Below are 25,672 nucleotides of genomic sequence, written 5' to 3' on the forward strand. Positions count from 1 at the left end.
GCCGCCAATGGCGACAGCGGGCTCGATCATTCCGGCCTCGTCAAGGCGCTCGAGCGCATGGCGAACCATCCTGTCGCGTAACATGTGAGCAACCAGATGCCGAGCATTGCCGATCCCCGGGCCTTCCTGGAAAAGCTCTTCTATGCAGCCGTCGCTGCTGCCGATCCGGACAAGGCGCTCGTAGCCCACCTGCCGGAAAAGCCGAAGGGCCGGACGGTGGTGGTCGGCGCCGGCAAGGGAGCCGCACAGATGGCGCGCGCTTTCGAGCGCCTGTGGGACGCGCCGCTCTCCGGCGTGGTCGTCACGCGCTACGGCTATGCCGTTCCCTGCGAGCGCATCGAGGTTCTCGAGGCCGCCCATCCCGTGCCCGACGAAAGCGGACTGCTCGCGGCGGAAAGGCTGATGGCTGCGGTAAGCGGTCTCACGGAAGACGATCTGGTCGTCGCCCTCATCTGCGGAGGCGGCTCGGCTTTATTGCCGGCGCCCGCCGGCGATCTCACGCTTGCCGACGAAATCGCCGTCAATCGGGCCTTGCTTGCCTCCGGCGCGCCGATCAGCGCCATGAATGCTGTGCGCAAACAGGTCTCGCGCATCAAGGGAGGACGACTGGCGGCCCTTGCCCATCCGGCAAAGGTGGTTTCCCTCGTCGTTTCCGATATTCCCGGCGACAATCCCGCGCTGGTCGCCTCCGGCCCGACCATAGCCGATGCGGCCACGCGCGCCGAGGCGCTTGAAATCATAGGCCGTTATGCGCTCGATTTGCCGGAAGCCATAATGCGTCATCTCAAGGATGGCAAGGACGAGCCGCCGCTGCCGTCAGACCCCCGTTTTGCCCGCAACGACGTGAAGCTCGTCGCCTCGGCCGCCATTGCGCTGGATGCCGCCGCCAATGTCGCGCGCAAGGCGGGGGTCGAGGCGATCGTGCTGTCCGATGCCATCGAGGGCGAAGCATCGGAAGTCGGTCGCCAGCACGCAGCCGTTGTGGCCAAGATCCAGCAGCGGGGTCGGGCGTCGCAAAACTCCATGCTCCTTCTGTCCGGCGGAGAAACGACGGTCACGATGAAGGGCAAGGGCAAGGGTGGCCGCAACAGCGAGTTCCTTCTATCCTTTGCCTGCGCCATTTCCGGCCAAAAGGGCATTTCGGCACTTGCCGCCGATACGGACGGCATCGACGGCTCCGAAGACAATGCCGGCGCATTTGCCGACGGCACCACTGTCTCGCGCCTTGCCGATCGGGAAAAGGATGCCGCCGAATTCCTCGAACGCAACGACAGCTGGTCGGCTTTCGCCGCGCTCGACGATCTCTTCGTGAGCGGCCCGACCGGCACGAACGTCAACGACTTCCGTGCGATCCTTTTGCACTGCTGACGAACCACGGCCAGCTCGCCTGGAGATTATCCAGGCTCGCCTGGCCGCTGGCCCAGCCGTAACGGACAATGCCTCCCGGCAATCGTCGCCATAAACCCGGTCGCTTTCCCGATATGCCGACTGCCCGCAGCGCGTCGGAACAGTCTCTGATATCGAGACCACTCCATACGATGGCGTTCGAATGGCGGATGATTCCGCCGTTGCCGGCGAGAATATTATTCTAAAATCGTTTCGGAGATTAGCAAATCACTATAGGCTCGATACCGACTCGGCGGTACTCGCGCTTTGAACGAGTTCGCTGCGCCCGTTGGGCAAGACAATCCTGTGAAGAAAAGCCGACATGCCAAAAAGAACCTCTCCGCTCGTCGCGTTTCAATCCAAGACTTTCCGCTCGCTCTGGTCGGCAACGCTCATCTCCAATCTCGGCGGATTGGTCGAAGGCGTCGGTGCTGCCTGGCTCATGACCAGCCTTGCAACGTCCCATGGCATGGTGGCGCTGGTGCAGTCCTCTACGACCCTGCCCGTCATGATCTTCTCGCTCGCCGCAGGCGCGCTTGCCGACAATTACGACCGAAGGCGGATCATGCTGATCGCGCAGACGCTGATGCTCAGCGTATCTGCAACGCTGGCCGTACTGTCCTACAGCAACGCCTTGACGCCCTGGCTGCTGCTTTGCTTCACCTTCCTGATCGGCTGTGGCGGTGCCTTGCACAATCCGTCCTGGCAGGCATCCATGGGCGATGTCGTGCCGCGTGATCATCTGCCGGGTGCGGTCGCGCTCAACAGTATGAGCTATAACCTCATGCGCAGCATCGGGCCGGCGATCGGCGGCGTCATCGTCGCGGCCGCGGGGGCGGCCTTTGCCTTTCTCTTCAACGTGTTCTGTTATTTCGCCCTGATTTTCACCTTATGGCGCTGGAAGAAGGCTCCCGTGCGCAATGCGCTGCCGCGCGAGTCTTTCGGCAGCGCGATGTCGGCCGGATTTCGTTATGTCCAGATGTCGCCGAACCTGCTCAAGGTGATGTGCCGCAGCTTCGTCTTCGGCCTGACGGCGATCGTCATTCTGGCGCTGCTGCCCCTCGTTGCGCGCGATCATGTGCACGGCACGGCGATTACCTATGGCATCATGCTCGGCTTCTTCGGCTTCGGCGCGATCTGCGGCGCGCTGATGATCGGCCGCATCCGCGATCTCCTGAGCAATGAATGGGTGATCCGCGGCGCCTTCTTCACGCTGGCGGTCAGTTGCTTCTTCCTGGCGCTCAGCAATCAGGTATGGCTGAGCTGTCTTCTCCTCATGCCGGCCGGCGTCGCCTGGGTGCAGGCCTTTTCGCTCTTCAACGTTACGGTTCAGCTTTCGACGCCGCGCTGGGTCGTCGGCCGCGCCTTGTCGCTCTACCAGACCGCCACGTTCGGCGGCATGGCTGTCGGAAGCTGGCTGTGGGGCGAGCTGGCCGACGCCCATGGCGTCACCGGCGCCCTCGTCATCGCAAGCGCTGCTCTTGGCATAGGCGGTCTACTTGGTCTCGCGTTGCGCCAGCCGGACTTCGAATCCCTCAATCTCGATCCGACGAACACCTTCAGCGAACCGCAATTGCAGCTCGACCTGCGCCCCAGAAGCGGCCCGATCCTGGTCATGGTGGATTATGATATCGAGCAGGAGGACGTACAGGAGTTTCTGGCCGTCATGGCAAAACGCCGCCGGATGAGAATCCGCGACGGCGCGAAGCAATGGTCGCTGCTGCGCGATCTGGAAAAGCCGAACACATGGACGGAAAGCTACCATCTGCCGACCTGGATCGACTATATCCGCCACAGCCAGCGCCAGACGCATGCCGATGTCGAGGTCGCCGAACACCTCGACAGATTGCATCGCGGCGACCGGCCGCCGGTCATCCACCACATGATCGAGCGGCAGACGGTGCCCAGGCACGACGATATGCCGCTGAAACCCTATCTCGACGCGACATGACTGGGCCGTGCCGGCGTGCCCGGCAGGCCGTACCGGCATCGAGTTCCTCTTCGAGCTTTACGCCTTCCTGCCGCTGATCGGCTTTCTGACGATCCTGCTGCCGAAGGTGGAAGTTTGAGATCCGTGCCACTCTCGCTGGCAGAAAGGCTCGAGCGGCTGAATGCAGGGTCTGTTCCGATCCCGAAAAACCATCAATTCCCGGCTACTGTTTGGCTCCAAGCGAGCGAAGCGGGCGGACAGCACGGTCTGAAGACAGCTCGACCGGGGACGCCGGCCTGCCTATAATCCTCCGATCGAGATCGCCTCCAATTCGGAACGATGGATTTGGCGGAGGATAGGCAATCATGGACCAGCTCAAGAGTGCCGCCACTACGCTCCTCTCCAGCAGGGATCGCGGCTGGAAAGATCTGGAGGCGAATTTCCTTCATATTCAAGCTGGCCGTACCCATGTACCGGGAACGCAGACGCATCGGCTCGGCATTCATTTCGGACGGGCCGTGAACGCTTTTTGCGAGTGCGATGGCCAGCGTCATCGGCGCCGGCAGAAGCATGGTGACATCGATATCGTTCCCGCCGGACTGGACGGCTGGTGGCAGGATGATCGTGATTGCACCATTCTGCGCCTGAATATCGGGACCGAGCTTCTTCAATCCGCCGCTGAAGCCCTCGGACGAAATCCGGACACCGTCTCTCTGGCACCCAAATTCCAGCTTCGCGATCCCCGGATGGAATCGCTCGCCTGGGCGATCAAGGCGGAAATCGAGTCGCCCGTTCCGTCCGACAAGACCTATGCGGAAGCGCTGGGATTGGCGCTGGCAATCCGCCTGGTGGAAGGCGATGCACAGGCAACGGCAGGGACCACGCCGGCGGGCGCCACCTTGACGAACCGCCACCAAAGACAGCTTGCGGACTTCATCGAAACCCATATCGATCAGTCGCTGTCTCTTGCCGATCTCGCCGCAACCGTCGGCTTGAGCGTATCGCATTTGAAGCCGCTCTTTCGCGCCACTTTCGGGATGCCGGTCCATCAATATGTTCTGACGCGCCGGGTCGAGCGTGCCAGATTGCTCATCCTGTCCAGCGAAATGCCGCTGGCCCAAATCGCGTCGGCCGCCGGTTTTGCCCATCAGAGCCACATGGCACACTGGATGCGGCGCATTCTCGGCCTCACCCCCGGCATGCTGAGCCGAATGCATTCGTGACTTCGATTGTCGTCCAAACCTGCGATCGGCCATCCAAACCTGTGCGATCCGACGGGCACAGATCGATAGGCTGCCGGAAAGACCGACAGGAGAAGATGCAATGTACGCAATTCTGGGCGCCGCCGGCAAGGTTGGACGCACGACTGCCGCCTCACTGCGCAAGGCCGGTGCTCCGGTTCGAGCAATTCTGCGCGACGCCTCGAAAGCGCAGGCTTTTTCGGATCTCGGCTGCGAGATCGCCATCGCCGACGTGCATGACCGTCAGGCTCTGACGACGGCGTTCGAAGGGGCCAGTGCCGTTCAAGTCATCTGCCCGGTCGATGCCCGCGCACCCCAGGCACATGCCAGCATGATGCGATCGATCGATACGCTTGGCGACGCCTTGGCTGCAGCCAGGCCTCGAACCGTTCTCGCCATTTCCGACTATGGCGCCCAGCATGGTTCCGGAACCGGCATCACCTTGATCTTTCATGCCCTCGAGGCGCGCCTGCGAAAGCTCGATACCGAGCTTACGGTGCTGCGATCGGCCGAACATATGGAAAACTGGACGCGCGTTGCAAAGGCAACGGCAGAGAGCGGCCGGTTGCCGAGCTTCCATCATCCGCTGACCAAATCTTTTCCCACCATCTCGGCCTTCGATCTGGGCTCGATCGCCGCAGAGCTGCTTTTGGACAAAAGGGATGCCGCATCAAGGCTCGTTCACGCCGAAGGACCAAGGCGCTACACGCCGAATGACGTCGCAGCCGCGATCGGGTCGCTGACCGGCCGGACCGTCATTGCCGAGCTGCTTCCCGAGACCGAATGGCGAGCCGCACTGGTCCGGGCGGGCTTATCCGAGGACTATGCGCGGCTGGTGATCGAACTCTTTGCCGCTCACAATGCCGGGCGGATAGACGCGGAAAACGGCGAGGTCCTTCGCGGCAAGACCGAGCTGATCGACGTGTTGAGGCGGCTTCTCGGCGAATGAGACGAATATCCGCTCTCGAAGCATTCATCACACTGCATGCCCCATATCGGGCATGACACTTCAACAGCGCGGAATCGTAAGAACGACCGTCGTGCCGGCGCCCTTGCGGCTATCGATCGTTGCCTGGCCGCCATGGGCCTCGGCAATGGCCTTGACGACGGAAAGACCAAGGCCGGACCCGCCGCCGCGCCGCGTGCGCGCATCGTCGGCCCTCCAGAAGCGCTCGAATGCCCGTTCGCTTTCCTCGGCCGTCATGCCCGGACCGTTGTCAGAAACCGTGATCGTGCAGAGATCGCCGATGCCTTGCGAAGCCACGCGCAGCTTCGAGCCCGGGGCATAGCGCGCGACATTGTCGACAAGCGCGAGCACAGCCTGCCGGATGCGTGCCCGGTCAGCCATGACAGCCATCTTCTGCAGATCGGTTCCGATTTCGATATCGAGACTGGCAAGCGTCGGCATCACCGAATCGATGATATCTCCGATCTCCTCGCTTATATCGAAGCGCGACTGCTGCAATTCCATGCGTCCGGCATTCATCAGTGAAAGCGTCCTGAGATCGTCGACAATACGGGTCAGGGCATCGATATGTCCGATCAAACCGCGGAACACCTCCTGGCTGGGTTCGAATACGCCATCCGCCAAGCCCTGCATGCGCCCGCGCAGGATCGTCAAGGGCGTGCGTAATTCGTGCGCAATCGCAGAATTCGAATATTGAAGCTCTTTTTCCGCCCTCTGCAGCTCCTCTGCCATGCGATTGAAGTCGCTGATCAGGCGATCCGCTTCGCCGAAAATGCCCCCGCCGGTCGCCCGGCCGGCAAAGTCTCCATCCGCAATGAGGCGGGCAGCCTCCGTCACGGCCGTCAAGGGCTTGACGAGGCGCCTGGCGAGCCGCCAGCCGACATAGGCGCCGACGGCCTGGCCGATTGCCACGTTGATGCCGAGCACGACGAAATCGCTGACTGCCCAGTCGTCCGGCGGCGCGGAGTTCTTGAACAGCCATTCGTAGACATAGCCATAGATCACGAACCCGAAGAACATGACGGACAGGGCGACGAAGGCGACGATCGTCGTCGACCAGATGATTTGCCGATTGAGGCTGTTGCTAACCGAAATCGCCAAGGCGGTAACCCACTCCCCTGACCCCGTTAAGGAGATCGCCGACGCCAGCGGCATCCAGCTTCCTGCGAAGCTTGCTCATGTGGCTGTCCACGGTGCGGTCGAGCGCATCACCCTCGGGAAGGCAGGCATCGACGATCTCCCCTCGCTCGAAGGCCCTGTTCGGAAAACCCGCCATATATTCGAGAATGCGGAACTCGGTCCGCGTCAGGTTCAGAAGAACGCGGTTTTCTCCGCTCTCGACCACGGCCATATGCGCGACCGGATCTATGGCAAGCCTGCCGACCCTCAGCATCTTGTTGGCCGCGTTTCCCGTGGCTCGCCTCAGAACGGCCCGCGCCCGCGCGACCACTTCGACAGGATTGAACGGCTTGACCACGTAGTCGTCCGCACCGGAGCGCAGCCCATGCAGCTTGTCGAGGTCGTCGGCCAGCGCCGTGACCATGATGACGGGCGTGTTCCCTCTTTGGCGAATAGTGGCAAGCACCGTGTGGCCGTCGAGTTTCGGCAGCTTGACATCGAGGACCACAAGGTCGGGTCTCAGCCGCTGATGATGGGAAAGCCCGATCTCTCCGTCCGCCGCCGTCAGCACGCGGAATCCCTCACGCTCGAAATAGCGTTCGAGAATATCGGATATCTCCGGCTCGTCCTCGACGATCAATATCAGTGCATTTTCCATCCGCAGCTCCTTTAGGAGAAAGAAACGTCAGACAAGGTCGGCGCGTCAACGTTCCTTTATCCTCGTCCACGAAACCTCCACAAAACGCCGACGAAAGTCCAACATTCGCAATGTTTGCTCACGCTCGGACGAAAGTGCCGTTCGCACCCGGCGTTGAGGCGACCCCTTTCGAACAGGTTCATGCCATCGGGACGCGGAGCGACGACTCAGCGTCCCGGTCAATTGGGAATATATCTATGCGATTTGCATTCGAACTGCCTTGCTGGAAGGCAATGCTGGCGGCGACGGCCATGTTCGCGCTGGCCCCGATCCACGCCTACGCCCAGGAAAGCGGCGAAACGCCTCCTCCGGTCGTCGGCGTCCTGAAAATCAGGGCGCAGCCGGTGCCGGTCATGAACGAACTTCCGGGTCGCGTCGCCGCGACCAGGATTTCCGAGGTGCGCGCCCGCGTCTCGGGTATCCTCCAGGAGCGCATCTTCGAACAGGGCAGCCTCGTCCGTCAGGGCGACGTCCTTTACCGGATCGATCCGAAACTGTTCCAGGTGCGGGTAGCGAGCGCCAAAGCGGCCTTGCAGAAGGCAAAGGCCGTCCAGGCTAACGCCAAGCAGCAGCTGGAGCGCCAGCGCTTGCTGCGCGCGCGCCATGTCGCAAGCGCCGTTGATTTCGATACCGCCTCCGTCAATCTCGCGCAGGCCGACGCGGATGTCGCGACACAGCAAGCCGCTCTCGACGAGGCGCAGATCAATCTGGATTATACGCAAATACGGGCGCCCATCACCGGTATCATCGGCGGCGCGCTTGCGACCGAGGGAACGCTCGTAACAGCCGAAGGCGCCTCCAATCTCGCGCTCATCCAGCAGATCGATCCGGTCTATGCCGACTTCACGCAATCCGCGCAGGACCTGCTGGCGCTGAAGCGGGCCGTCAGCGAAGGTAAGCTTCAGGACCCCGCGCCCGGGCAAGCATCCGTCGAACTCGTGTTCGATGGTGGAAAGACCTATTCCAGGCGGGGCAAACTCCTGTTTTCGAACGCGAATGTGGACCCCAATACGGGGCAGGTCACGCTGCGTGCCGAATTCCCCAATCCCGACGGCGATCTTCTGCCGGGCATGTATGTCCGCATACGCATCGAGCAGGCTGTCCAGAAGAGCGGCATCACCATTCCGCAAAGGGCGGTGACAAGGGATACGGACGGCAACGCCCAGATCTTCGCAGTCGCGTCCGATCAAACGGCGCAAGTGCGCAAGATCACTCTCGGTGCGTCTATCGGTTCCGAATGGATCGTGCTTTCCGGGCTGAAGGACGGCGAAACCATCGTGGTCGACGGCATCCAGAAGGTCACGCCGGGCGGCAAATTGGTTTCAGAACCCTGGACGCCTCGAACCGCCGACCCGCACACCTCGGATCAGGCCGCGAAGTAACCACCCTATGGCACAGTTCTTTATCAAGCGACCCGTCCTCGCATGGGTCTTCGCATTCTTCATCATGATCGCGGGGATCATTACGATCCCTCTGTTGCCGGTCGCGCAATATCCCGCAGTCGCTCCTCCGCAGCTCTCGATCTCCGCATCCTATCCCGGCGCCTCGCCGCAGGAAATCTATCAGGGGGTGACCCGGCTCATCGAAGAGGAGCTGAACGGCGTCCATGGCATCGCCTATTTCGAATCGACCTCGGACAATTCCGGCTCGGTCGGCATCAACGCCACCTTCGCTTCCGGAACGGATATCGGAAAGGCGACGGTCGATGTCCAGAACGCTGTACGGCGCGTCGAGGCACGGCTGCCGCAGACGGTCCGCACGCAAGGCATCCAGGTCGAGGAAGCCAGCGCCGGCTTCCTGCTGATCGCGGCCCTGACCTCGACCGACGGCAAGATGGACGAAATCGCGCTCGGTGACTACATCAACCGCAACATCCTCGGAGAACTGCGTCGCCTGCCGGGCGTGGGCCGGGCGCAGCTCTTCGCTTCGCAGAGAGCCCTTCGCGTCTGGATCGATCCGGACAAGATGGTCGGCCTCCATCTGACCGCCGCCGACATCAGTGCGGCGATTGCCGCCCAGAACGCGCAGGTCGCAGCCGGCCAGATCGGAGCTGCTCCCAACCCCGTCAGCCAGGATTTGACGGCGACCGTGATCGTCGAAGGCCAGCTCAACAGCGCAAGGCAGTTCGGCGACATTATCCTTCGCGCCAATCCCGACGGTTCGACCGTGCGCCTGCGCGATATCGCACGCGTTGAGGACGGTGCGGAAAACTATTCCACGGCAAGCCGGCTCAACGGCAATCCGAGCGCCGGCCTTGCCATCCAGCTTTCCTCGGCGGGCAATGCCGTCGCGGTCTCGGCGGCGGTCAAGGCGAAGATGGATGAGCTGTCGAAGTTCTTCCCGAAGGGCGTTGAATATTCGATACCTTACGATACCAGCCCGTTCGTCAATGCCTCGATCGAGAAGGTCGTGCACACGCTCATCGAGGCGATCGCGCTGGTCTTCATCGTGATGTTCGTCTTCCTGCAGAATTTCCGCTACACGCTCATCCCGACACTCGTCGTTCCGGTGGCGCTGCTCGGAACCTGCGCCGTCATGTATGCGACGGGGTTCTCCATCAATGTCCTGACCATGTTTGCCATGGTTCTGGCGATCGGCATCCTCGTCGACGACGCGATCGTCGTGGTCGAGAACGTCGAGCGCATCATGTCCGAGGAAGGCTTGCCCCCGAAAGCCGCTACACAGAAGGCGATGAAGCAGATCACCGGCGCCATCCTCGGCATTACGCTGGTGCTTTCCTGCGTCTTCATCCCGATGGCATTCTTCCCGGGCGCTTCCGGAATCATCTACCGCCAGTTCTCGCTGACCATGGTCGTCTCGATCATGTTTTCGGCCTTCCTGGCACTGTCGCTGACGCCGGCGCTCTGCGCCACCTTCCTGAAACCGATCAAGGCAGGCCATCATGCTAAGAAGGGGCTCGGCGGCTGGTTCAATCGCAAGTTCGACGGGATGACCGCCGGCTATACGAAGACCGCCGCCGGCCTCGCACGCCGGTCGGGACGAATGATGGCCGTCTATCTCGCGCTCGTCGCCGGCCTCGGCTACCTCTTCGTCAACCTGCCCGGCTCCTTCGTGCCGGAGGAAGACCAGGGCATCCTGATTGCCGACATTCAGGGACCGCCGGAAGCGAGCGCCAACCGCACCATTGCATCGCTCAAGCAGATCGAGGCCATCTTCAAGGCCGAACCCGCGGTCGAAAATATCTTCGCTGTCCAGGGCTTCAGCTTTTCAGGAAACGGCCCAAACTCGGCTATCGCCTTCGTCACGCTCAAGGATTGGAACGAACGGCCTGCGGGCAGTTCGGTCGCGGAAATCGCCGAACGCGTCAACATTCGACTGGCCGGATTGAAGGACGCCACGGCCTATGCGCTCTCGCCGCCGCCGATCGACGGCTTCGGGACCACGAGCGGCTTCTCCTTCAGGCTCCAGGATCGCGCCGGACGCGGACAGAAGGCGCTCAAGCAGGCCGCGGATGAGCTGATGGCAAAAGCTGCCAAGAGCAGCATGGTGACGAACGTCCGCGTGGAAGGCATGCAGGAGGCCGCACAGATCGTGCTTGCGATCGACCGCGAAAAAGCAAACACCTTCGGCGTCGGCTTTACCGACATCAACGAGGCCATCACGGCAAACCTCGGCTCCTCCTATATCAACGACTATCCGAACGCGGGCCGCATGCAGCAGGTCATCGTGCAGGCGGACGGCCGCAGCCGCATGCAGGTCGAAGACATGATGAAGCTGAACGTCCGCAACGCCAGCGGCGGAATGGTGCCGCTCTCGTCGTTTGCGGCGGCCGACTGGCGCAAGGGCGATCCGCAGATTGTCGGCTATAACGGCTATCCGACGATCCGCATCACCGGCGAGGCAGCGGCCGGCAAGTCTTCAGGTGCTGCGATTGCCGAGATGGAACGTCTCGCATCCGAACTTCCGCAAGGCTTCGGCTATGAATGGTCCGGCCAATCGCGCGAGGAAATCGCCTCCGGCAACCAGGCGCCGATCCTCTTCGCCTTCAGCATCCTTTTCGTCTTCCTGCTGCTGGCGGGCCTCTACGAAAGCTGGTCGATACCGCTGTCGGTCATGCTCGTCGTGCCGCTCGGCATTATCGGCTGTGTGCTGGCGGCGATCCTGCGCGAGATGCCGAACGACCTCTATTTCAAGGTGGGGCTCATCGCGATCATCGGTCTGTCGGCGAAGAACGCCATTCTCATCGTCGAGTTCGCAAGGGACTATTACGCCCGGGGCAAGTCCCTGCTGGAGTCGGCGGCCGAGGCGGCCCGCGTCCGCTTCCGTCCGATCGTGATGACATCGCTTGCCTTCACGCTCGGCGTCGTGCCGCTGGCGATCGCAACGGGTCCCAGTGCCGCCAGCCAGAACGCGATCGGCACCGGCGTCCTCGGCGGCATGATCTCGGCGACAATACTTGCCGTCTTCTTCGTCCCGGTCTTTTTCGTCTTCGTACTGTCCCTCCTCCGGACCAAAAGACCGGTCGAAGAGAAAGGTGCGGGCGCCGACGTCCCACCCGCACCGGCCGCCCATCCCTGATCCGGATGGGCGGCTCATCCGCCGGCGAAAAGCAGCTTCCAAGCGGTCCGCCACGGCAAGTGAGACAGGCGCCTCGAAATAAGGTGCTCTATACAACCTAGAACGTGATGCCGCCCGAAATCTCCGGCACCTTTCGGCATCTTGCTCTAGCAGAAGACATGTGCGGCGTCCGGATCGAACTCCAGATGCACATTGTCGCCACGGCTCAGGCCCGAGATTGCTTCGTGTCCGAAGGGCAGCCGCACGGACAGGGTTTCGCCGGCGGCGATCCGCGTCGTCACATGCACATTGTTGCCGAGGAAGGTGATGTCGTTGACGGTGGCGCTGAGGCCGTTGCCTGCACCCGCGTTGCGCCCGAGGCGTATGCGCTCCGGACGCAGCATCAATGCCGCTTTGCTGCCCGATGTCGGCCGGCCGTGAACCGGGATACTGTCGAAGACGGTCTTGCCACCGAGCGAGATCGTTGCCTGCCCATTGCTGGAAGAGAGCAGATGACAGGAGATGAAATCGCTGTCGCCGATGAACTCGGCAACGAAGCGCGTTCGCGGATTTGCATAGAGTTCCGGGCCGGTTCCGATCTGGTCGATGACGCCCTTGGAGAAAACGGCGATGCGATCCGACAGCCGCAGCGCCTCCTCCTGATCGTGGGTCACGTAGAGGATCGTCACTTCCGTCTGCTGATGGATGCGGCGGATCTCGTGCTGGATCTCCTCGCGCAATTTCTTATCGAGCGCCGACAGCGGCTCATCCATCAAAAGCACCGGCGGATCATAGGCAAGCGCCCTTGCAAGGGCGACGCGCTGCTGCTGGCCTCCAGACATCTGAGCGGGCTTGCGATCCTCGAAGCCTTCGAGGCGGACGAGGCGCAGCATTTCCCTGACCCGGCTATCGATCTCCGCCTTGGACTGGCGACGGACCTTGAGCGGAAAGGCGATATTCTCGCCGACCGTCAAATGCGGAAACAGCGTGTAGCGCTGGAACACCATGCCGATATTTCGCTTATGCGACGGCGTCGACAGCAGCGTCTCGCCGTTCAGCAGAATATCGCCCTTGGTCGGGTTCTCAAAGCCGGCCAGGATATAGAGCGTCGTGCTCTTGCCCGAGCCTGAGGGACCGAGAAAGGTGAGAAACTCGCCGCGCCTGACCTCGAGATTGACGTCGTGAACCGCGACGACAGGGCCATATTCCTTGCGGATACCTTGGATCTTCAGGAAAGATTCGCTCATGATTTCAGAACCTTGCGTACGATCGCGGCCAACGTCATCAACATGACCGTCAACAGAATGAGAAGTGTGGAGGCGGCAGCGACCACCGGGGTCAGGTCCTGCCGGAGCGTCGCCCAGACTTTGACGGGCAGCGTCTGCAATGTCGGGCTTGCCATGAAGATTGCAACGACCACCTCGTCCCAGGATGTCAGGAACGAGAAGACCGCCGCCGAGAACAGTCCATGGCTGATGGCAGGCAACGTCACCCTGATCTTCGCCTCGATCGGGGAGGCGCCGCAAAGCACGGCCGCATCCTCGATCGACTTGTCAAAGCCTTCGAGCGCGCCGGCGATCGACAGAATGGAAAAAGGCAGCGCCAGGACGAGATGCGAGAGGACAAAACCGATCAGGGTGCCCCCCAGCCCGACCCTGAGGAAGAAGGCATAGAGAGCAACGGCGAAGACGACGACGGGTAGGATCATCGGCGTCAGGAACAGCGCCTTCAGCGCATCGCGAAACAGGAATTTCCCGCGCACGAGGCCGAAGGAGGTCACGAGACCCAGCAGCACCGAGAGCACGGTGACGATCGAGGCGATCTTGAAACTCGTCCAGGCGGAAGCCAGCCATTGCGGATCGGAAAGCAGCTCCGCGTACCAGCGCCAGGTCCAGCCAGGCGGCGGAAAAATCAGCCATTGCGACGAGCCGAACGACAAGGCCGCAATGAACAGGATCGGCATCAAGAGGAAGGCGGCCGTCAGGACCGTGATGACGAGCAGCACATATTTCCACCAGCCGAGACGATCGAAATTCAACAGCATCTCAGCGCCCTCCCGTGTTCTGAACACCGAAGAGCTTCAGCTGCACGGCATAGAGTGTCAGCGTGACGACAAGCAGGACGAAGGCAGCCGCCCCGCCCATGCCCCAATTGACGAGCGACTGCACGAATTGCGCGATGAGCTCGGCCAGCATCATGTTCGCCGTCCCGCCCAAGAGCGATGGCGTGACGTAATAGCCGAGCGACATGACGAAGACCATCAAGGCGCCTGCCATCATGCCGGGAGCGGCAAGGGGCAACAGGACACGCGTCAGGCACTGCAATCGGTTCGCTCCGCAGAGTGATGCCGCCTGCAGCACGGCCGGATCGATCTTCCTGATGACGCCGTAGAGCGGCAGGATGATAAAAGGCAGCATGATATAGGTCATGCCGATGGTCACGCCCGTCAGGTTGTTGACCAGCGCGAGCGGCTTGTCGATAAGCCCCGCACCGACAAGCATTTTGTTGATCAGTCCCGTGCGCTGCAAAAGCACCATCCAGGCATAGGTTCGAGCCAGCAGATTGGTCCACATCGACAATAGCAGGATCGCAAAGACCACCGAGGCCCATCGCGAGGGCATGATCGCCAGTGTCCATGCGACGGGAAAGCCGATCAAAAGCGATATGACGGTGACGAGGCCCGACACGATGAAGGTGTTGGCAAAGATCTTGATATAGGTCGCGGAGCCCAACAACTCCGCATAGTTGCCAAGACCGAACGCCGGTTCCATGACGCTGCGCAGGAGCAGCGCGATAACCGGAAAGACGAAGAAAATCGCAATGAATATCAGCGCCGGCGCCACCTGTGCAAATCCGGTGGGCCTTGCCGCCTTGCGCGCCGGTGCAGCCTCGTCCGCAACGTCCATATATGTCGACATGGCAATTCCTTCCCACCAGGGGCGCCAATGCGCAGCCTTGGCTGCGAAACCGGCCCGTTCCTCGCATTGCCGCACCGCGGATTTGAGCCCGCGGTGCTGTTGTCATCTCCCGAACTTACTTTGCCTGCCAGGCGTACCACCTCTTGCCGATGGCATCACGATTTTCAGCCCAGTAGCTCATATTGGCATTGACCTGACTTGCGGTTTGCTGGTCCGGCAAGGTCTTGGCGATCGCCGGGTCCATCAGCTTCGCCGAGTCAACATTGATCGGCGCGTATCCAGTCGTCTTCGCCATGTCTGCCTGCGCCTGCGCCGAGGTCGCAAGCGCGATGAACTTCATCGCCGTTTCCATGTTCGGGGCACCCTTCGGAATGACGAGGGAATCCGCCGCTGTAATGTTCTGGCTCCAGGACGTCTCCGTCTTGACGCCGCTATTGGCGAGCGCTGTCATACGGCCATTCCAGAGACTGCCGAAGGGAGCCTCGGCCGATGCCAGAAGCTGCTGCGACTGCGCGCCGCTCGACCACCAGACGATGTCCGCTTTGATCGTATCGAGCTTCTTGAAGGCGCGGTCGAGATCGAGCGGATAAAGCTTGTCGGCGGGAACCCCGTCGGCCAAGAGCGCCGCTTCGATCACGCCCGGGGCAGACCATTTATAGAAGGTGCGCTTACCTGGAAATTTCTTCGTGTCGAAAAGATCGGCCCAGGTCTTCGGGCAGGCGCTGACGGCATCGGCATTGCATCCAATGACGAAGGAATAATAGAAGCTGCCGACCGAATAGTCGCTGACGAAGCGCGGATCGAGCTTGGACTTGTCGATGACGGAAAAGTCGAGCTTCTCGAGCAGACCGGCTTTGCCCGCCTGCGCGGCATAATCGCCCTCGACGTCGACCACGTCCCAGCTGACCTGGCCTGCTTCGACCATAGCCTTTAGCTTGCCGTAATCCGTCGGGCCGTCCTGCATGATGCCGATACCGGTCTTTTCGGTGAACTGATTGGCCCAGGCGACCTTCTGCGCATCCTGTGTCGTTCCTCCCCAGCTCGTGAAGACCATGGTATCGGCCTTGGCCGGTATGGATGCGGCCATCATTGCGGCAAAGGCCGCGAGTGCAATTTTCGCTTTCATGTTCCCTTGTCCTTGTTTTTCAGTTTTTGGAGGCATGCCTTATGCGGCCGCCCGTTCACCCCAATGGGGAGAAACCGGCAGGCTTCATAATCTTGTTTTCCGCTTGTTCGATCAGGTCGCGGATTTTTGGCAGGAAAGCCTGCCACTGAGGGTCCGCCGCCAGCCGCCCGCGCCGCGCTTCGCGGTCGTCGAGGCTTGCATAGGCCCAGATGTGCACGATCTCGTTGACCACGCCGATTTCCGAATGGAAGTAGCCGACGAGATTGCCGAGATGCGCCTTCTGAATAGCGATCCCCTCCTCTTCCACGACCTTCAGATATTGCGGAATGGTGCCGTTCTTCAGCCTGTAGGTGCGGATCTCGTAAAACATCGCTCTCACCTCATGACGAAGGGATCGGGGATCGGGTCATCCGACGTCCGCAACCAGATGGTCTTGGTGCGGGTGTAGTCGAGCGCGGCTGCAAGACCGCCTTCCCGGCCATGACCGGAAAGGCCGAAGCCGCCAAATGGCGCGATCGGCGATACCGCGCGGTAGGTGTTGACCCAGACGACACCGGCGCGGATGCCCTTCATCAGGCGATGGGCGCGCGTGAGGTTTTGGGTAAAGACACCGGATGCCAAGCCATAGCGTGTATCGTTTGCAAGCCTCAGGGCTTCGGCTTCCGTCTCGAAAGAGACGACCGACAGAACCGGTCCGAAGAATTCTTCGGTAAGCGAAGGCGAGGACACAAAATCGCAATCGAGGATCGTCGGCGGGAAGTAATAGCCCGCACCTTCTGGCCTTTGGCCACCCGTCACAAGCCGAGCACCCCTTTCAATGGATTTCTCAACGAGCGCGGCCACATGGTCCTGCTGCCGCTTCGTGGCAAGGGGGCCGACCTCGGTCGCCATGTCGAGCGGCGAGCCGATGCGGACCGCCTCGGCCTTGCGCTTGAGGATCGACAGGAATTTCTCCTTGACGCTGGCCTCGACGATCAGGCGGGAACCGGCAACGCAGCTCTGGCCGGTTGCCGCGAAAATGCCGGCAACCTGCGCATTGGCCGCACTTTCAAGATCGGCATCGGCAAAGACGATGAAGGGCGATTTGCCGCCCAGTTCCAGCGATGTGGAGGCAAGGTTTTCGGCCGAGTTGCGCACAATATGGCGTGCGGTCTCCGGCCCGCCGGTAAAGGCGATATGCGCGACCTTGGGATGGCGTCCGAGGGTTGCGCCGCAGGAGGGACCGAAACCGGTGATGATGTTGACGACGCCGGCCGGGAAACCCGCCTCATGAACGAGGCGTGCGAATTCCAGCAGCGGCGCCGGCCCGTCTTCCGAAGCCTTGACGACCATGGTGCAGCCGGCCGCCAGCGCCGGTCCGATCTTGACAGCAGACAGAAAGAGCTGGCTGTTCCAGGGCACGACCATGGCAACGACGCCGATCGGCTCGCGGCGCAGCCAGACATCCATGTCCGGCTTGTCGATCGGCAGGTAGGAGCCCTCGATCTTGTCGGCAATGCCGGCATAATAGCGATAATAATCGGCGACATAAGCGATCTGCGCCGAGGTCTCGCGAATGATCTTGCCGGTATCGCGCGTTTCCAGTTCGGCGAGCTTCTGCGCATTGGCAGCAACCAGATCAGCGAGCTTATAGAGAAGCTTGCCGCGCTGCGTCGCCGTCAGTTTCGCCCATGGGCCTTCGTAGAGAGCTTTCTCGGCGGCATTGACGGCACGGTCGACATCGGCCTCGCGCGCTTCCGGCATCTCGGCCCAGACATCACCGGTCGCCGGATCGATGCTCTGGAAGCGGGCCTCGCCGTCCAGAAATTCGCCATCGATGTAATACTGGAAGGTCTGCATGGCGTTTACTCCGCAAATGCCGGCATGACCTCGGCGATGAAGCGTTCGAGCGAGGCCTTCTTGCGCTCGAACGGCATGCCGGTGTCGATCCAGAAGGAATACTCGTCGTAGCCCATCGCCTGATAGCTCTTCAGCCGGGCGATCACGGTCGATGCATTGCCGACGACATTGTTGCCGCGCATGACCGCATCCGACAGCATGGCGTTGGCGCGAATGTCTTCCTCAGGAATGCGTTCGATCAGGCCTTGGTGAATGGGCTTTTCGTTCTTGAACCAGGCGAAGAAGTAGTTGTAGTAGACGCTGAGCTCATGAGCGGCCTGCGCGATGTCGTCTTCCGACGAGCCGACATAAGTATGGCGCAACAGCATGATCTTCGGCCGCTCGATATGCGGGTTCTTGGCGCAGGCATCGTTGAAGCGCCCCATCAGCGCCGCCACCTCGTCATCGCCCTGCCAAAGCGGCGTCACCTGGACATTGCAGCCGTTGGCGACGGCGAATTCATGCGAATTCGGGTCGCGCGCAGCAACCCAGATCGGTGGGTTCGGCTGCTGCAGCGGCTTCGGCGCCGAGGAGGTCGACGGGAATTTGAAGAACTCGCCTTCATGGGCGTAGTCCCCCTGCCAGATGCCTTTGACGGCGGGGATCAGCTCGCGCATGCGCTGGCCGGCACCCCAGGCGTCGAGACCCGGCAGCAAGCGTTCGTATTCGAAGGAATAAGCGCCGCGGGCGATGCCGATATCGAGCCTCCCGTCGCAGATGATGTCTGCCATGGCGGCCTCGCCGGCAAGCTTGATCGGATGCCAGAACGGCGCGATCACCGTTCCCGTTCCAAGCCTTGCCCGGGACGTGCGCCGTGCCAGATCGGCGATCGTTACGAAGGGATTGGGCGCGATGGTGAAATCCATCCCGTGATGCTCGCCCGTCCAGATCGCATGCATGCCGCCCTTGTCGGCAATCTCGCAGAGCGCGACGAACTCCTCATAGAGGCTCTTGTGGGTCTGGCTCGCATCGAGGCGTTCCATGTGGACAAAGAGAGAGAATTTCATGCCTGCACCGCCTTCCCGGAAACCGGCCGCACCATGCCGGAGGTCTCGTCGCCAAAATAGACACCGAAATTGCCGATTTGACTTTCCAGCGCGAAGCGGGCGACGATATCGGCCGTCGAGCTGGTCTTGAAATGCGCCGCCTTCAACGCATCCGGCTTCAGGAACCGGCCCTCGCGCGGCTCGCCTTGCGAGGCGAAGGCGCGATAGACGATGTGATGCTTGCCGTCGCTCTTGCCCTCGTAGACCGAATAGAGAAATCCGACCGTGATCGTAAGACCGGTGAGCGCCTGCAGGTACTGGCCGAGAATGTCGGCGGGACTTCCTTCGCTGCCCTCACAATTCGGAAGAGCAAGCACTTCTTCCCCAAGCAGCAGGATTTCGCCATCGCGCTCGACGACTGCTCCAAGCTCGATATTGCCTTCCGCAGCCGCAGAGACCGCCTTGCTTGCCAGGATCGGCGTGAAATAGCCGCCGCGCGCATAGCCAAGTCCGTTGCGGCCGCTATTGTCGAAGGAGACGATGCGCCCCAGCAAGACAACATGGTCGCCGGCTTCGATCACCCGCTCCATGGCGCATTCGAACCAGGCGGCGACATCGGCAAGGATCGGACAGCCATCCGCACCCGAATTCCACTCGACGGCGGCAAATCTGTCTTCGACAGGCCGCGCGAAGGTGTTGGAGACAGCTTTCTGCGTTTCCGACAGCACGTTGATCGCAAAATGCTTAGTGCCCGTCATGGCCTCGAAATTGCGCGAGGTCTTTGCCAGGCAAACAAGAAGAAGCGGCGGATCGAGCGAGACCGACGTAAAGGAATTTGCCGTAAAGCCGAGCGGCAGGCCCGCCCGATCGCGCGCGGTCACGACCGTGACACCGGTCGGAAATGCGCCAAAGGCATCGCGCAGCGCCCTTGGGTCGAAATCGTGCGTCGTCATCTTGCGTCCTCCCCGCATGAAAGCCACTCGGCGAGCAGCTCGTTGACGATGTCTGGTGCCGTCAGGTTCACCATATGGCGGTGGCCCTCGACGATACGCACCCAGCCGTTGGGTGCCGCCGCCGCCATCTGCTCGGCCATCAGCGGCGTCGAATTCGGATCGCCGGAGCCCGTCAGGAACAAAGCCGGCGCCTGCACTTGCGGCCAGCGATCGGCATAAGTTTCGTCGCCCCCGGCGAAAGCGGCGTAAGCCGTCGCGTATCCCTGGGGATCGACGAGGTTTAGCCAGTTGCGCGTCAGTTCGCGTGCGACCGTGCTTTGGGCATCATCGCCGAACCAGCGGCGCAGCGGCCCTTCCCTGTCGATGCCGACAAGCGGTATCGCCGCCGCGCGCGAAAGCACCGCCGCTTTGGCCTCGGGATCGCGGCGATAGACGCCATTGAGGTAGGCGATCCGCTTGATCCGTTCGCCGAAGACGGCGGCAGCCCCGCCGGCAACAAGAGCACCCATCGAATGGCCGGCAACATTGACCTCACCAAGCGCCATCTCGTCAAGGAAACCACCGAACCAGGCGACGAAGGCTTCCAATTTGCTGCCGGCAGGCAGGGCTGCGCTTTCGCCGTGCCCCGGCATATCCACGGCAATCACCCGATGGCTGCGGGAGAAGGCTGCGATCTGTGGCGACCAGGCTTCAAGCCGCATGCCGACGCCATGGATGAGAACCAATGGCTCGCCTTTGCCTACGTCATGATAGGCAGTACCGCGCGCGGTATGGTGACGGAGCAAATCTCCGGTATTCAGATGATCGGCTTTGCTCTCGTCCACGGTTTCCATCGCCGGCATCCTGACTCCGACCCCTCACACGCCCGCCGGATTGGAGACGTCCTGTCCCAGATCCTTGAGGTCCTGATAACGGTCGCCGATGCGATGATGCGGCCGCCCGCCGACCGAAGCGCCGAGTGCGATGACGATCTCATCGGCAGCAGGCGCATCCGGAACCGACGTCTGGATCGTCAGATAATGCGAGCGACGGCCCTCGTCGTTCTTATCCATAAGCGGGATCATGATCGGCGCATTGGCCGGTCCGCGGGTATTGCAGAAGGCGAGATAGGATTTGGCGCCGACGGCATGGCGATAATGATTGCCGAAGCGAAGGGTGTGGATCAGCGCGGATGCATGCTCGATCTCGCCATCAAGACCGACGACGGCCGATTTGCCATAGGCTTCGACTGCCTCGCCGGATCCGACCGCATCGATGATCATCTTGGTGAGCAACTCGCCGAGAATGGGTGCTGCTGCGTGAATCTCGGGCTTCAGATCCGCGACAAAGCCGCGGCCGGCCCAGGGGTTTTTGACGACCGCGCATGCCGAGAACAGCTTTAGCGGCGTGGCCGCTGCCTTGCCCCCTTCAATAAGCGTCGTTTCGATCTGCAGGACGGTTTTTCGGATCTGAAGGCTCATGGCTCGCTCTCTTCTAAGATTATGTATGATGGTATGCCATAATACATAACTGTCAAGCGCCTTTGAGCGACCGGATAAAAAAGCCCTGCCGCACGTCAGAAATCATCGGAATAACAAAAGCTTATAGATCATTAGCGGGAAGCAACCACTAAGCGATGCTTGCCGAATGACCATCGTCAGCTGCAGATGTTCCATCTTTGTATTAGTTATTATGGTATACCGTCACACCGATGACAGAAGCGAGTCAACCCGCATCGTCGACCCAACGACAATTTGATGAGGCATGACGCCCATCGACATTGTCCGGCATCATGAGCCTGCCGCCATTCCTGCAGGGAGAAATCCGCCGGTTTCATCTTTGGCGAACGATGGCGCCTATCGCGTTGATGACAATGCGTGCGCCGGTCAGGGCCGAAAGGCCGTCGATATCAGCGGGAGGATAGAGCTCCACCAGATCGAAGCCTGCGATATCAGCCCGGCGGCCAAGGCCGGCGATCAGGTCGATGATCTGGATATAGGTGAGACCGCCGGGTGTCCGCGCTGCCACACCCGGCATGATGCTGGGATCGATGCTGTCGCAATCCAGCGTGACGACGACCCGAACACCCTCCGGAATATGACGAAGAGCGGCCTCGACCCCTCGAGAATGGATTTCGCGGGCAGTGACGAAGCGGCTGCCATAGCGCTGCGCTGCCTCGACATCGGCAGGTCTTGCACTGCCGACACTTCGCAGGCCCACCTGCACCATTCCGGCGACATGCGGCATTTCGCATGCCCGGCGCATCGGGCTCGAATAGCCGTAGCGCTCGCCATGCAGTTCGTCGCGCCAGTCGATGTGCGCGTCGATCTGCAAGATCCAGACTGGCTCCTTATCCGCAAAACCGGCAATGAAGGGGATCGTCACGGAACAGTCGCCGCCAAGCAGGATCGGCACGGCCGGCAATGCCAGGATCTCGCGCGTCTTCGCCTCGATCCGATCCCGGTTACCGGCATTGTCATGCATGACGGTCTCGATGTTTCCACCGTCGATGCAGCAGGCGGGGTTGCCATCAAAGAGCGGGCCGCCGAGATCGAAATCCCAATGTTCGACAAGCGCCGCATCACCCTGGCTGGCGGCGCGGATCGCTCCGGCTGACAAGGCATAACCGCCGCTGTCCTTATCTGGATAGGTACTTCCATGGCCGGCTCCGAAGAGCACGACGCGCGGCAGGCGACCATCGCCAAGGCGGTCCGGAAAGCCGAGGAAGGAAGGAGAAGCCGTCATCTTCGTGGCCTTGGCGAAGTATCAATCGATCGGCTGCCGCCCGGAAAGCACGGTCTGGGCGATCGCACTGGCGCTGGTGACATGGTCCATCGCCGCCTGATAGGCACCATCGCCGTCACCGCGCCGGATGGCATCGACGATGCGAGCCATCTGCGCCGGCCCCTGGACATCGCGATTTTGCGTCTTGATCGTCATGGAGCGCAGATGATTGATGCGCACCGTCAGAAGATTGACGACACCCCAGGCCACATGACGGTCGACCATGCTGAACAGCGTCTGATAAAAAGACGATGTATGGGCGAGCACGCCGGCCATATCCTTCTCGCGATAGCTGCGCTTTATATCTTCGAGCGACCTGTCCAGGGCATCGGCGATTGCGGGATTGTTCTGTTCGGCGCAAAGCCGTGCCGCCATGCCTTCGAGCGCAGCGCGGATCTCATAGATCTGCTTGGCTTCGTCATGGTTGAGCTGGGCAACGATCGGCCCCTTGTTGGGAAGATTGGCGACAAGACCTTCGGATTCGAGGTGGCGCAGCACCTCGCGCACGATCGTGCGGCTGACGCCGAGCTGGGCGCAGAGATCGCGCTCCACCAGGCGGTCACCCGGGCGGAAATAGCCGTTGACGATTGCCTCACGCACCTTGTCGAGGGCAAGCTCACGCAACGTCTTGGCCGGACGCTCCACGCGAATTGCGGCGCCATGCGCATCATCATTCATTTCCGCACCCTCGATCTTCGGATACCATAATATGGCCTACCAAAATCATCCATTGTCGGAATGAAGTCAATGCAGCAGAGCGCCCCCTCAGAGCAAGGCCTGCGCCTGGATATCGAAATGCTCCCTTAGTACCTTCCAGCCTTTCGGTGTCACGTCAACGGCGCGGGACACAGCCGACCGTCGCAGACACCTTTCGGCAAAGAGGATATTGGCAAGATGAACGCCAAGCGGGCCGGCAAGATGATGTTGCCGCTCGGTCCAGTCGAGGCACTGCCGCGCGAGCCCGTAACGCGTGGGTCTGATCGCGACCGTGTTCACGCCGATGCGATCGAACCACTTGGCACCAGCGGGCGTCAGTTCGAACCGCTTGTTTTCGGCCGCAACAAGGAAGCCTTTCTCCAGCAGTCCGTGGGTTATGGCGATGCCGACGCGACCGGCCAGATGATCGTAACAGCAGCGAGCGAACCGAAGCTTCTGCGCTTCGCGGGTCAGCGGCTTTCTTCGCACAGGCTCCGCCGCACCGATCGAGGCAAGGGTTTCAAGCGCCAGCGCGACATGCGGACCGGCCAGGCGATAGTAGCGGTGCCGCCCTTCGGTTTCGACGCAGAGCAGTCCGCCGGCCAACAGCTTTCCAAGATGGGAGCTTGCTGTCTGCGCCGTCACGCCGGCGGCATAGGCGAGTTCGCCCGCCGGCCGCGCCCGGCCATCGAGCAGCGCAGACAGCATGACGACGCGCGCGGGATCGGCGATCAAAAAGGCAACGGCGGCTATATTCGGCTCCAGCGTCATGTTTCGGGGCTCCTGCGATCTGCCAGCATCATAGCACTGAAACAGTCGGCATGTTTCGACGCGCATCGAAACATTTCAGCGTGCTATCGCCATAAGTTCCAAGCGTAAGCAATTGCCATGGAACCAGGCTATGACGAAGACGACCCTTGCATTTTTCACCGACGCTCACCTCGGCCAGCGGCTGGTCGCCACAAGCGAACTCGCCGGCGACAAGATGGGCTATGAGGAAGCACCCGGAGAGCACGAACACCATCTGTGCGTGATCCTCGACGACATCGCCCGCAAGGGCATTTCCAAAGTCGTCTTCGGCGGCGATATCGGCGCCGAGCGATCGGTCGGCCGGTTTTTCGAGCTTCTGCGCAGCCATGGCTTCGAGATGTCGCTCATCCTCGGCAATCACGATAGCTACGGCAACGTCACGCAATATTACGATCCGGGCGAGAGTGTCGTGGCGGGGAAACTCTGTTTCTCGCAGCATGACCCGCATCTGAAGCGCATTTTTCTCGATACGTCCGACAATGTCGTCGATGACTGCCAGCGCGAATGGCTCGCACGAGAACTCGAAGGCGTGAAGAAGGCCGCGATCTTCCTGCATCACCCGATCCTGCCGCTCGACACGCCGGTAGATCGAATCGGAGCCGCCCTGCGCGACAGGGATGAGCTCAGATCGCTTCTGACCGGCATGGATTGCCAGATATCGCTTTTCTGCGGCCACTATCACATGATCGACGAAGCCCGGGAAGCAAACATCAGGCAATATGTATCACCGGCGGTCTCCTATCAGATCGCCAAGCAATCCGAGCGCCTCAAGGCCGACACCAGGACATTCGGCTATCGTATTCTGGAATTCGACAAAGACGTGATCAGAACGCAGATCGTCTTGTTTTCAAAGCCGTAGATTGGCACACGTATCTTGTCGAGCCAGTTGGCGACGGAAAGGAGCAAAAGCCTTTCACTTCGGTGCAGTGGAACTATATCGTGCTGATGCGCCGCGCAATCGCGAATCGATCTGAAGGATATGACAATGGGCACGCTGCTTTCTCCCAAACTCACTGTCTGCGGGATAGAGGAGTTGCCCGATCAGAGCGTTCGAAACGTCACCCATGTCCTTTCCCTCCTCGATCCGGAATATCCCGAGCTCGATGTCTTCGGCTCCTACGCCAGGCATCATCGCACGACATTGCGCTTTCACGATATCATTGCGACGGCTCCCGGCCGGGTGATGCCGCAGCCGGAACATGTCGAGGCAATCCTGAGATTCGGCTCCGAATTTCAGGCGCAACAGGACCCCGAAGCGCCGCGCCATCTGCTGGTGCATTGCCATATGGGCGTATCGCGCTCGACGGCTGCCATGCTCTCGCTGATGGCGCAGGCCAATCCGGACGAGCCTGGCGAAAGCCTGTTTTCCCGCCTGGTTGCCATCCGCCCACAGGCCTGGCCAAACTCTCAAATGATCGGCTTTGCCGACGAACAACTCGGCAGGAAGGGCGATTTGAAGACCGCACTTGCGCGTCACTACGGCCGGCAGATCAAGAGGCAACCTGACTTCGTCGAGTGGATGACAAGCCTCGGACGCCAGGCGGAGCTAAACATGGCGATCCAAGCGTGACGAACGCATCTCTGGCCCGAAGACGACCCGCCGACCCTCGGCGAGTTGGGCTTCGTCCAGCCGATCCGCGTAGATTCCGAAGCCTGTCGCACAGGATGAGGCGCAACATGGACG

General features: G+C 61.2%; 23 protein-coding genes. 8 read left to right on the top strand and 15 right to left on the bottom strand.

Going from position 1 to position 25,672, the window contains the following annotated elements; translation table 11 throughout:
- The first annotated feature begins 96 nt into the window (after nt 1–96).
- From Q4Q11_RS15830 to Q4Q11_RS15845, 4 genes are all read left to right on the top strand, one after another.
- Nucleotides 97–1,368: a glycerate kinase type-2 family protein gene (locus Q4Q11_RS15830; protein ID WP_498570076.1), complete on the top strand. Its 1,272-nt coding sequence runs from the start codon at nt 97–99 to the stop codon at nt 1,366–1,368.
- 340 nt (nt 1,369–1,708) lie between these two features.
- On the top strand, nt 1,709–3,337 hold the full coding sequence (locus Q4Q11_RS15835) for an MFS transporter (protein WP_112512532.1): 1,629 nt from the start codon (nt 1,709–1,711) through the stop codon (nt 3,335–3,337).
- A 344-nt stretch (nt 3,338–3,681) separates the two neighbouring features.
- The gene (locus Q4Q11_RS15840) at nt 3,682–4,539 is read left to right on the top strand and encodes a helix-turn-helix domain-containing protein (protein ID WP_498570077.1); all 858 of its coding nucleotides are present in this window, start codon (nt 3,682–3,684) and stop codon (nt 4,537–4,539) included.
- A gap of 100 nt (nt 4,540–4,639) precedes the next feature.
- Nucleotides 4,640–5,506: an NmrA family NAD(P)-binding protein gene (locus tag Q4Q11_RS15845; protein WP_498570078.1), complete on the top strand. Its 867-nt coding sequence runs from the start codon at nt 4,640–4,642 to the stop codon at nt 5,504–5,506.
- 60 nt (nt 5,507–5,566) lie between these two features.
- Here Q4Q11_RS15845 and Q4Q11_RS15850 read toward each other — a convergent pair whose 3' ends face one another.
- Together Q4Q11_RS15850 and Q4Q11_RS15855 are read right to left on the bottom strand one after the other, a co-directional pair.
- Nucleotides 5,567–6,625, bottom strand: coding sequence for an ATP-binding protein (locus tag Q4Q11_RS15850; protein ID WP_112512529.1), 1,059 nt, complete (start codon nt 6,623–6,625; stop codon nt 5,567–5,569).
- The gene (locus Q4Q11_RS15855) at nt 6,609–7,301 is read right to left on the bottom strand and encodes a response regulator (RefSeq protein WP_498570079.1); all 693 of its coding nucleotides are present in this window, start codon (nt 7,299–7,301) and stop codon (nt 6,609–6,611) included. Before Q4Q11_RS15855 ends, Q4Q11_RS15850 begins: the two co-directional genes overlap by 17 nt.
- A gap of 236 nt (nt 7,302–7,537) precedes the next feature.
- Between Q4Q11_RS15855 and Q4Q11_RS15860 the strand changes: the two genes are divergently transcribed.
- Entirely contained in the window at nt 7,538–8,722 is a 1,185-nt protein-coding gene (locus tag Q4Q11_RS15860; protein ID WP_498570080.1) for an efflux RND transporter periplasmic adaptor subunit, read from the top strand.
- Between the two features lie 7 nt (nt 8,723–8,729).
- Nucleotides 8,730–11,879, top strand: coding sequence for a multidrug efflux RND transporter permease subunit (locus Q4Q11_RS15865; protein ID WP_498570081.1), 3,150 nt, complete (start codon nt 8,730–8,732; stop codon nt 11,877–11,879).
- Between the two features lie 146 nt (nt 11,880–12,025).
- On the opposite strand, the gene Q4Q11_RS15870 is transcribed toward Q4Q11_RS15865, so the two are convergent.
- From Q4Q11_RS15870 to Q4Q11_RS15930, 13 genes are all read right to left on the bottom strand, one after another.
- Entirely contained in the window at nt 12,026–13,105 is a 1,080-nt protein-coding gene (locus Q4Q11_RS15870) for an ABC transporter ATP-binding protein (RefSeq protein ID WP_112512525.1), read from the bottom strand.
- Nucleotides 13,102–13,902, bottom strand: coding sequence for an ABC transporter permease (locus tag Q4Q11_RS15875; protein WP_112512524.1), 801 nt, complete (start codon nt 13,900–13,902; stop codon nt 13,102–13,104). Before Q4Q11_RS15875 ends, Q4Q11_RS15870 begins: the two co-directional genes overlap by 4 nt.
- A gap of 1 nt (nt 13,903) precedes the next feature.
- Nucleotides 13,904–14,776, bottom strand: a complete 873-nt coding sequence (locus Q4Q11_RS15880; RefSeq protein ID WP_498570082.1) for an ABC transporter permease — start codon at nt 14,774–14,776, stop codon at nt 13,904–13,906.
- Nucleotides 14,777–14,891: 115 nt separating this feature from the next.
- The gene (locus Q4Q11_RS15885; protein WP_498570083.1) at nt 14,892–15,902 is read right to left on the bottom strand and encodes an ABC transporter substrate-binding protein; all 1,011 of its coding nucleotides are present in this window, start codon (nt 15,900–15,902) and stop codon (nt 14,892–14,894) included.
- Between the two features lie 55 nt (nt 15,903–15,957).
- Nucleotides 15,958–16,272, bottom strand: a complete 315-nt coding sequence (locus tag Q4Q11_RS15890; protein WP_498570084.1) for an NIPSNAP family protein — start codon at nt 16,270–16,272, stop codon at nt 15,958–15,960.
- Between the two features lie 5 nt (nt 16,273–16,277).
- The gene (locus Q4Q11_RS15895; protein ID WP_112512520.1) at nt 16,278–17,741 is read right to left on the bottom strand and encodes an aldehyde dehydrogenase; all 1,464 of its coding nucleotides are present in this window, start codon (nt 17,739–17,741) and stop codon (nt 16,278–16,280) included.
- 5 nt (nt 17,742–17,746) lie between these two features.
- Entirely contained in the window at nt 17,747–18,787 is a 1,041-nt protein-coding gene (locus Q4Q11_RS15900) for an LLM class flavin-dependent oxidoreductase (protein ID WP_112512519.1), read from the bottom strand.
- The gene (locus tag Q4Q11_RS15905) at nt 18,784–19,719 is read right to left on the bottom strand and encodes a flavin reductase family protein (RefSeq protein WP_112512518.1); all 936 of its coding nucleotides are present in this window, start codon (nt 19,717–19,719) and stop codon (nt 18,784–18,786) included. The genes Q4Q11_RS15900 and Q4Q11_RS15905 overlap by 4 nt, the downstream gene beginning before the upstream one ends.
- Nucleotides 19,716–20,552 (bottom strand): alpha/beta fold hydrolase, encoded by an 837-nt coding sequence (locus Q4Q11_RS15910; RefSeq protein ID WP_498570085.1) that lies wholly within the window; start codon nt 20,550–20,552, stop codon nt 19,716–19,718. Before Q4Q11_RS15910 ends, Q4Q11_RS15905 begins: the two co-directional genes overlap by 4 nt.
- A 24-nt stretch (nt 20,553–20,576) precedes the next feature.
- Nucleotides 20,577–21,179 carry an amino acid synthesis family protein gene (locus Q4Q11_RS15915; protein WP_112512516.1) on the bottom strand — a complete coding sequence of 201 codons (603 nt, stop codon included), beginning with the start codon at nt 21,177–21,179 and terminating at the stop codon, nt 20,577–20,579.
- 352 nt (nt 21,180–21,531) lie between these two features.
- Nucleotides 21,532–22,443, bottom strand: a complete 912-nt coding sequence (locus Q4Q11_RS15920) for an agmatinase (protein WP_498570086.1) — start codon at nt 22,441–22,443, stop codon at nt 21,532–21,534.
- 21 nt (nt 22,444–22,464) lie between these two features.
- Entirely contained in the window at nt 22,465–23,160 is a 696-nt protein-coding gene (locus Q4Q11_RS15925; RefSeq protein WP_112512515.1) for a GntR family transcriptional regulator, read from the bottom strand.
- An 87-nt stretch (nt 23,161–23,247) separates the two neighbouring features.
- Nucleotides 23,248–23,949: an ArsR/SmtB family transcription factor gene (locus tag Q4Q11_RS15930; protein WP_498570087.1), complete on the bottom strand. Its 702-nt coding sequence runs from the start codon at nt 23,947–23,949 to the stop codon at nt 23,248–23,250.
- A 130-nt stretch (nt 23,950–24,079) separates the two neighbouring features.
- Between Q4Q11_RS15930 and Q4Q11_RS15935 the strand changes: the two genes are divergently transcribed.
- Together Q4Q11_RS15935 and Q4Q11_RS15940 are read left to right on the top strand one after the other, a co-directional pair.
- Nucleotides 24,080–24,847, top strand: a complete 768-nt coding sequence (locus tag Q4Q11_RS15935) for a metallophosphoesterase family protein (RefSeq protein ID WP_498570088.1) — start codon at nt 24,080–24,082, stop codon at nt 24,845–24,847.
- A gap of 126 nt (nt 24,848–24,973) precedes the next feature.
- Nucleotides 24,974–25,558: a tyrosine phosphatase family protein gene (locus Q4Q11_RS15940; RefSeq protein ID WP_498570089.1), complete on the top strand. Its 585-nt coding sequence runs from the start codon at nt 24,974–24,976 to the stop codon at nt 25,556–25,558.
- Nucleotides 25,559–25,672 lie beyond the last annotated feature (114 nt).

Source organism: Rhizobium sp. UFLA01-1127 (genome assembly GCF_059803845.1).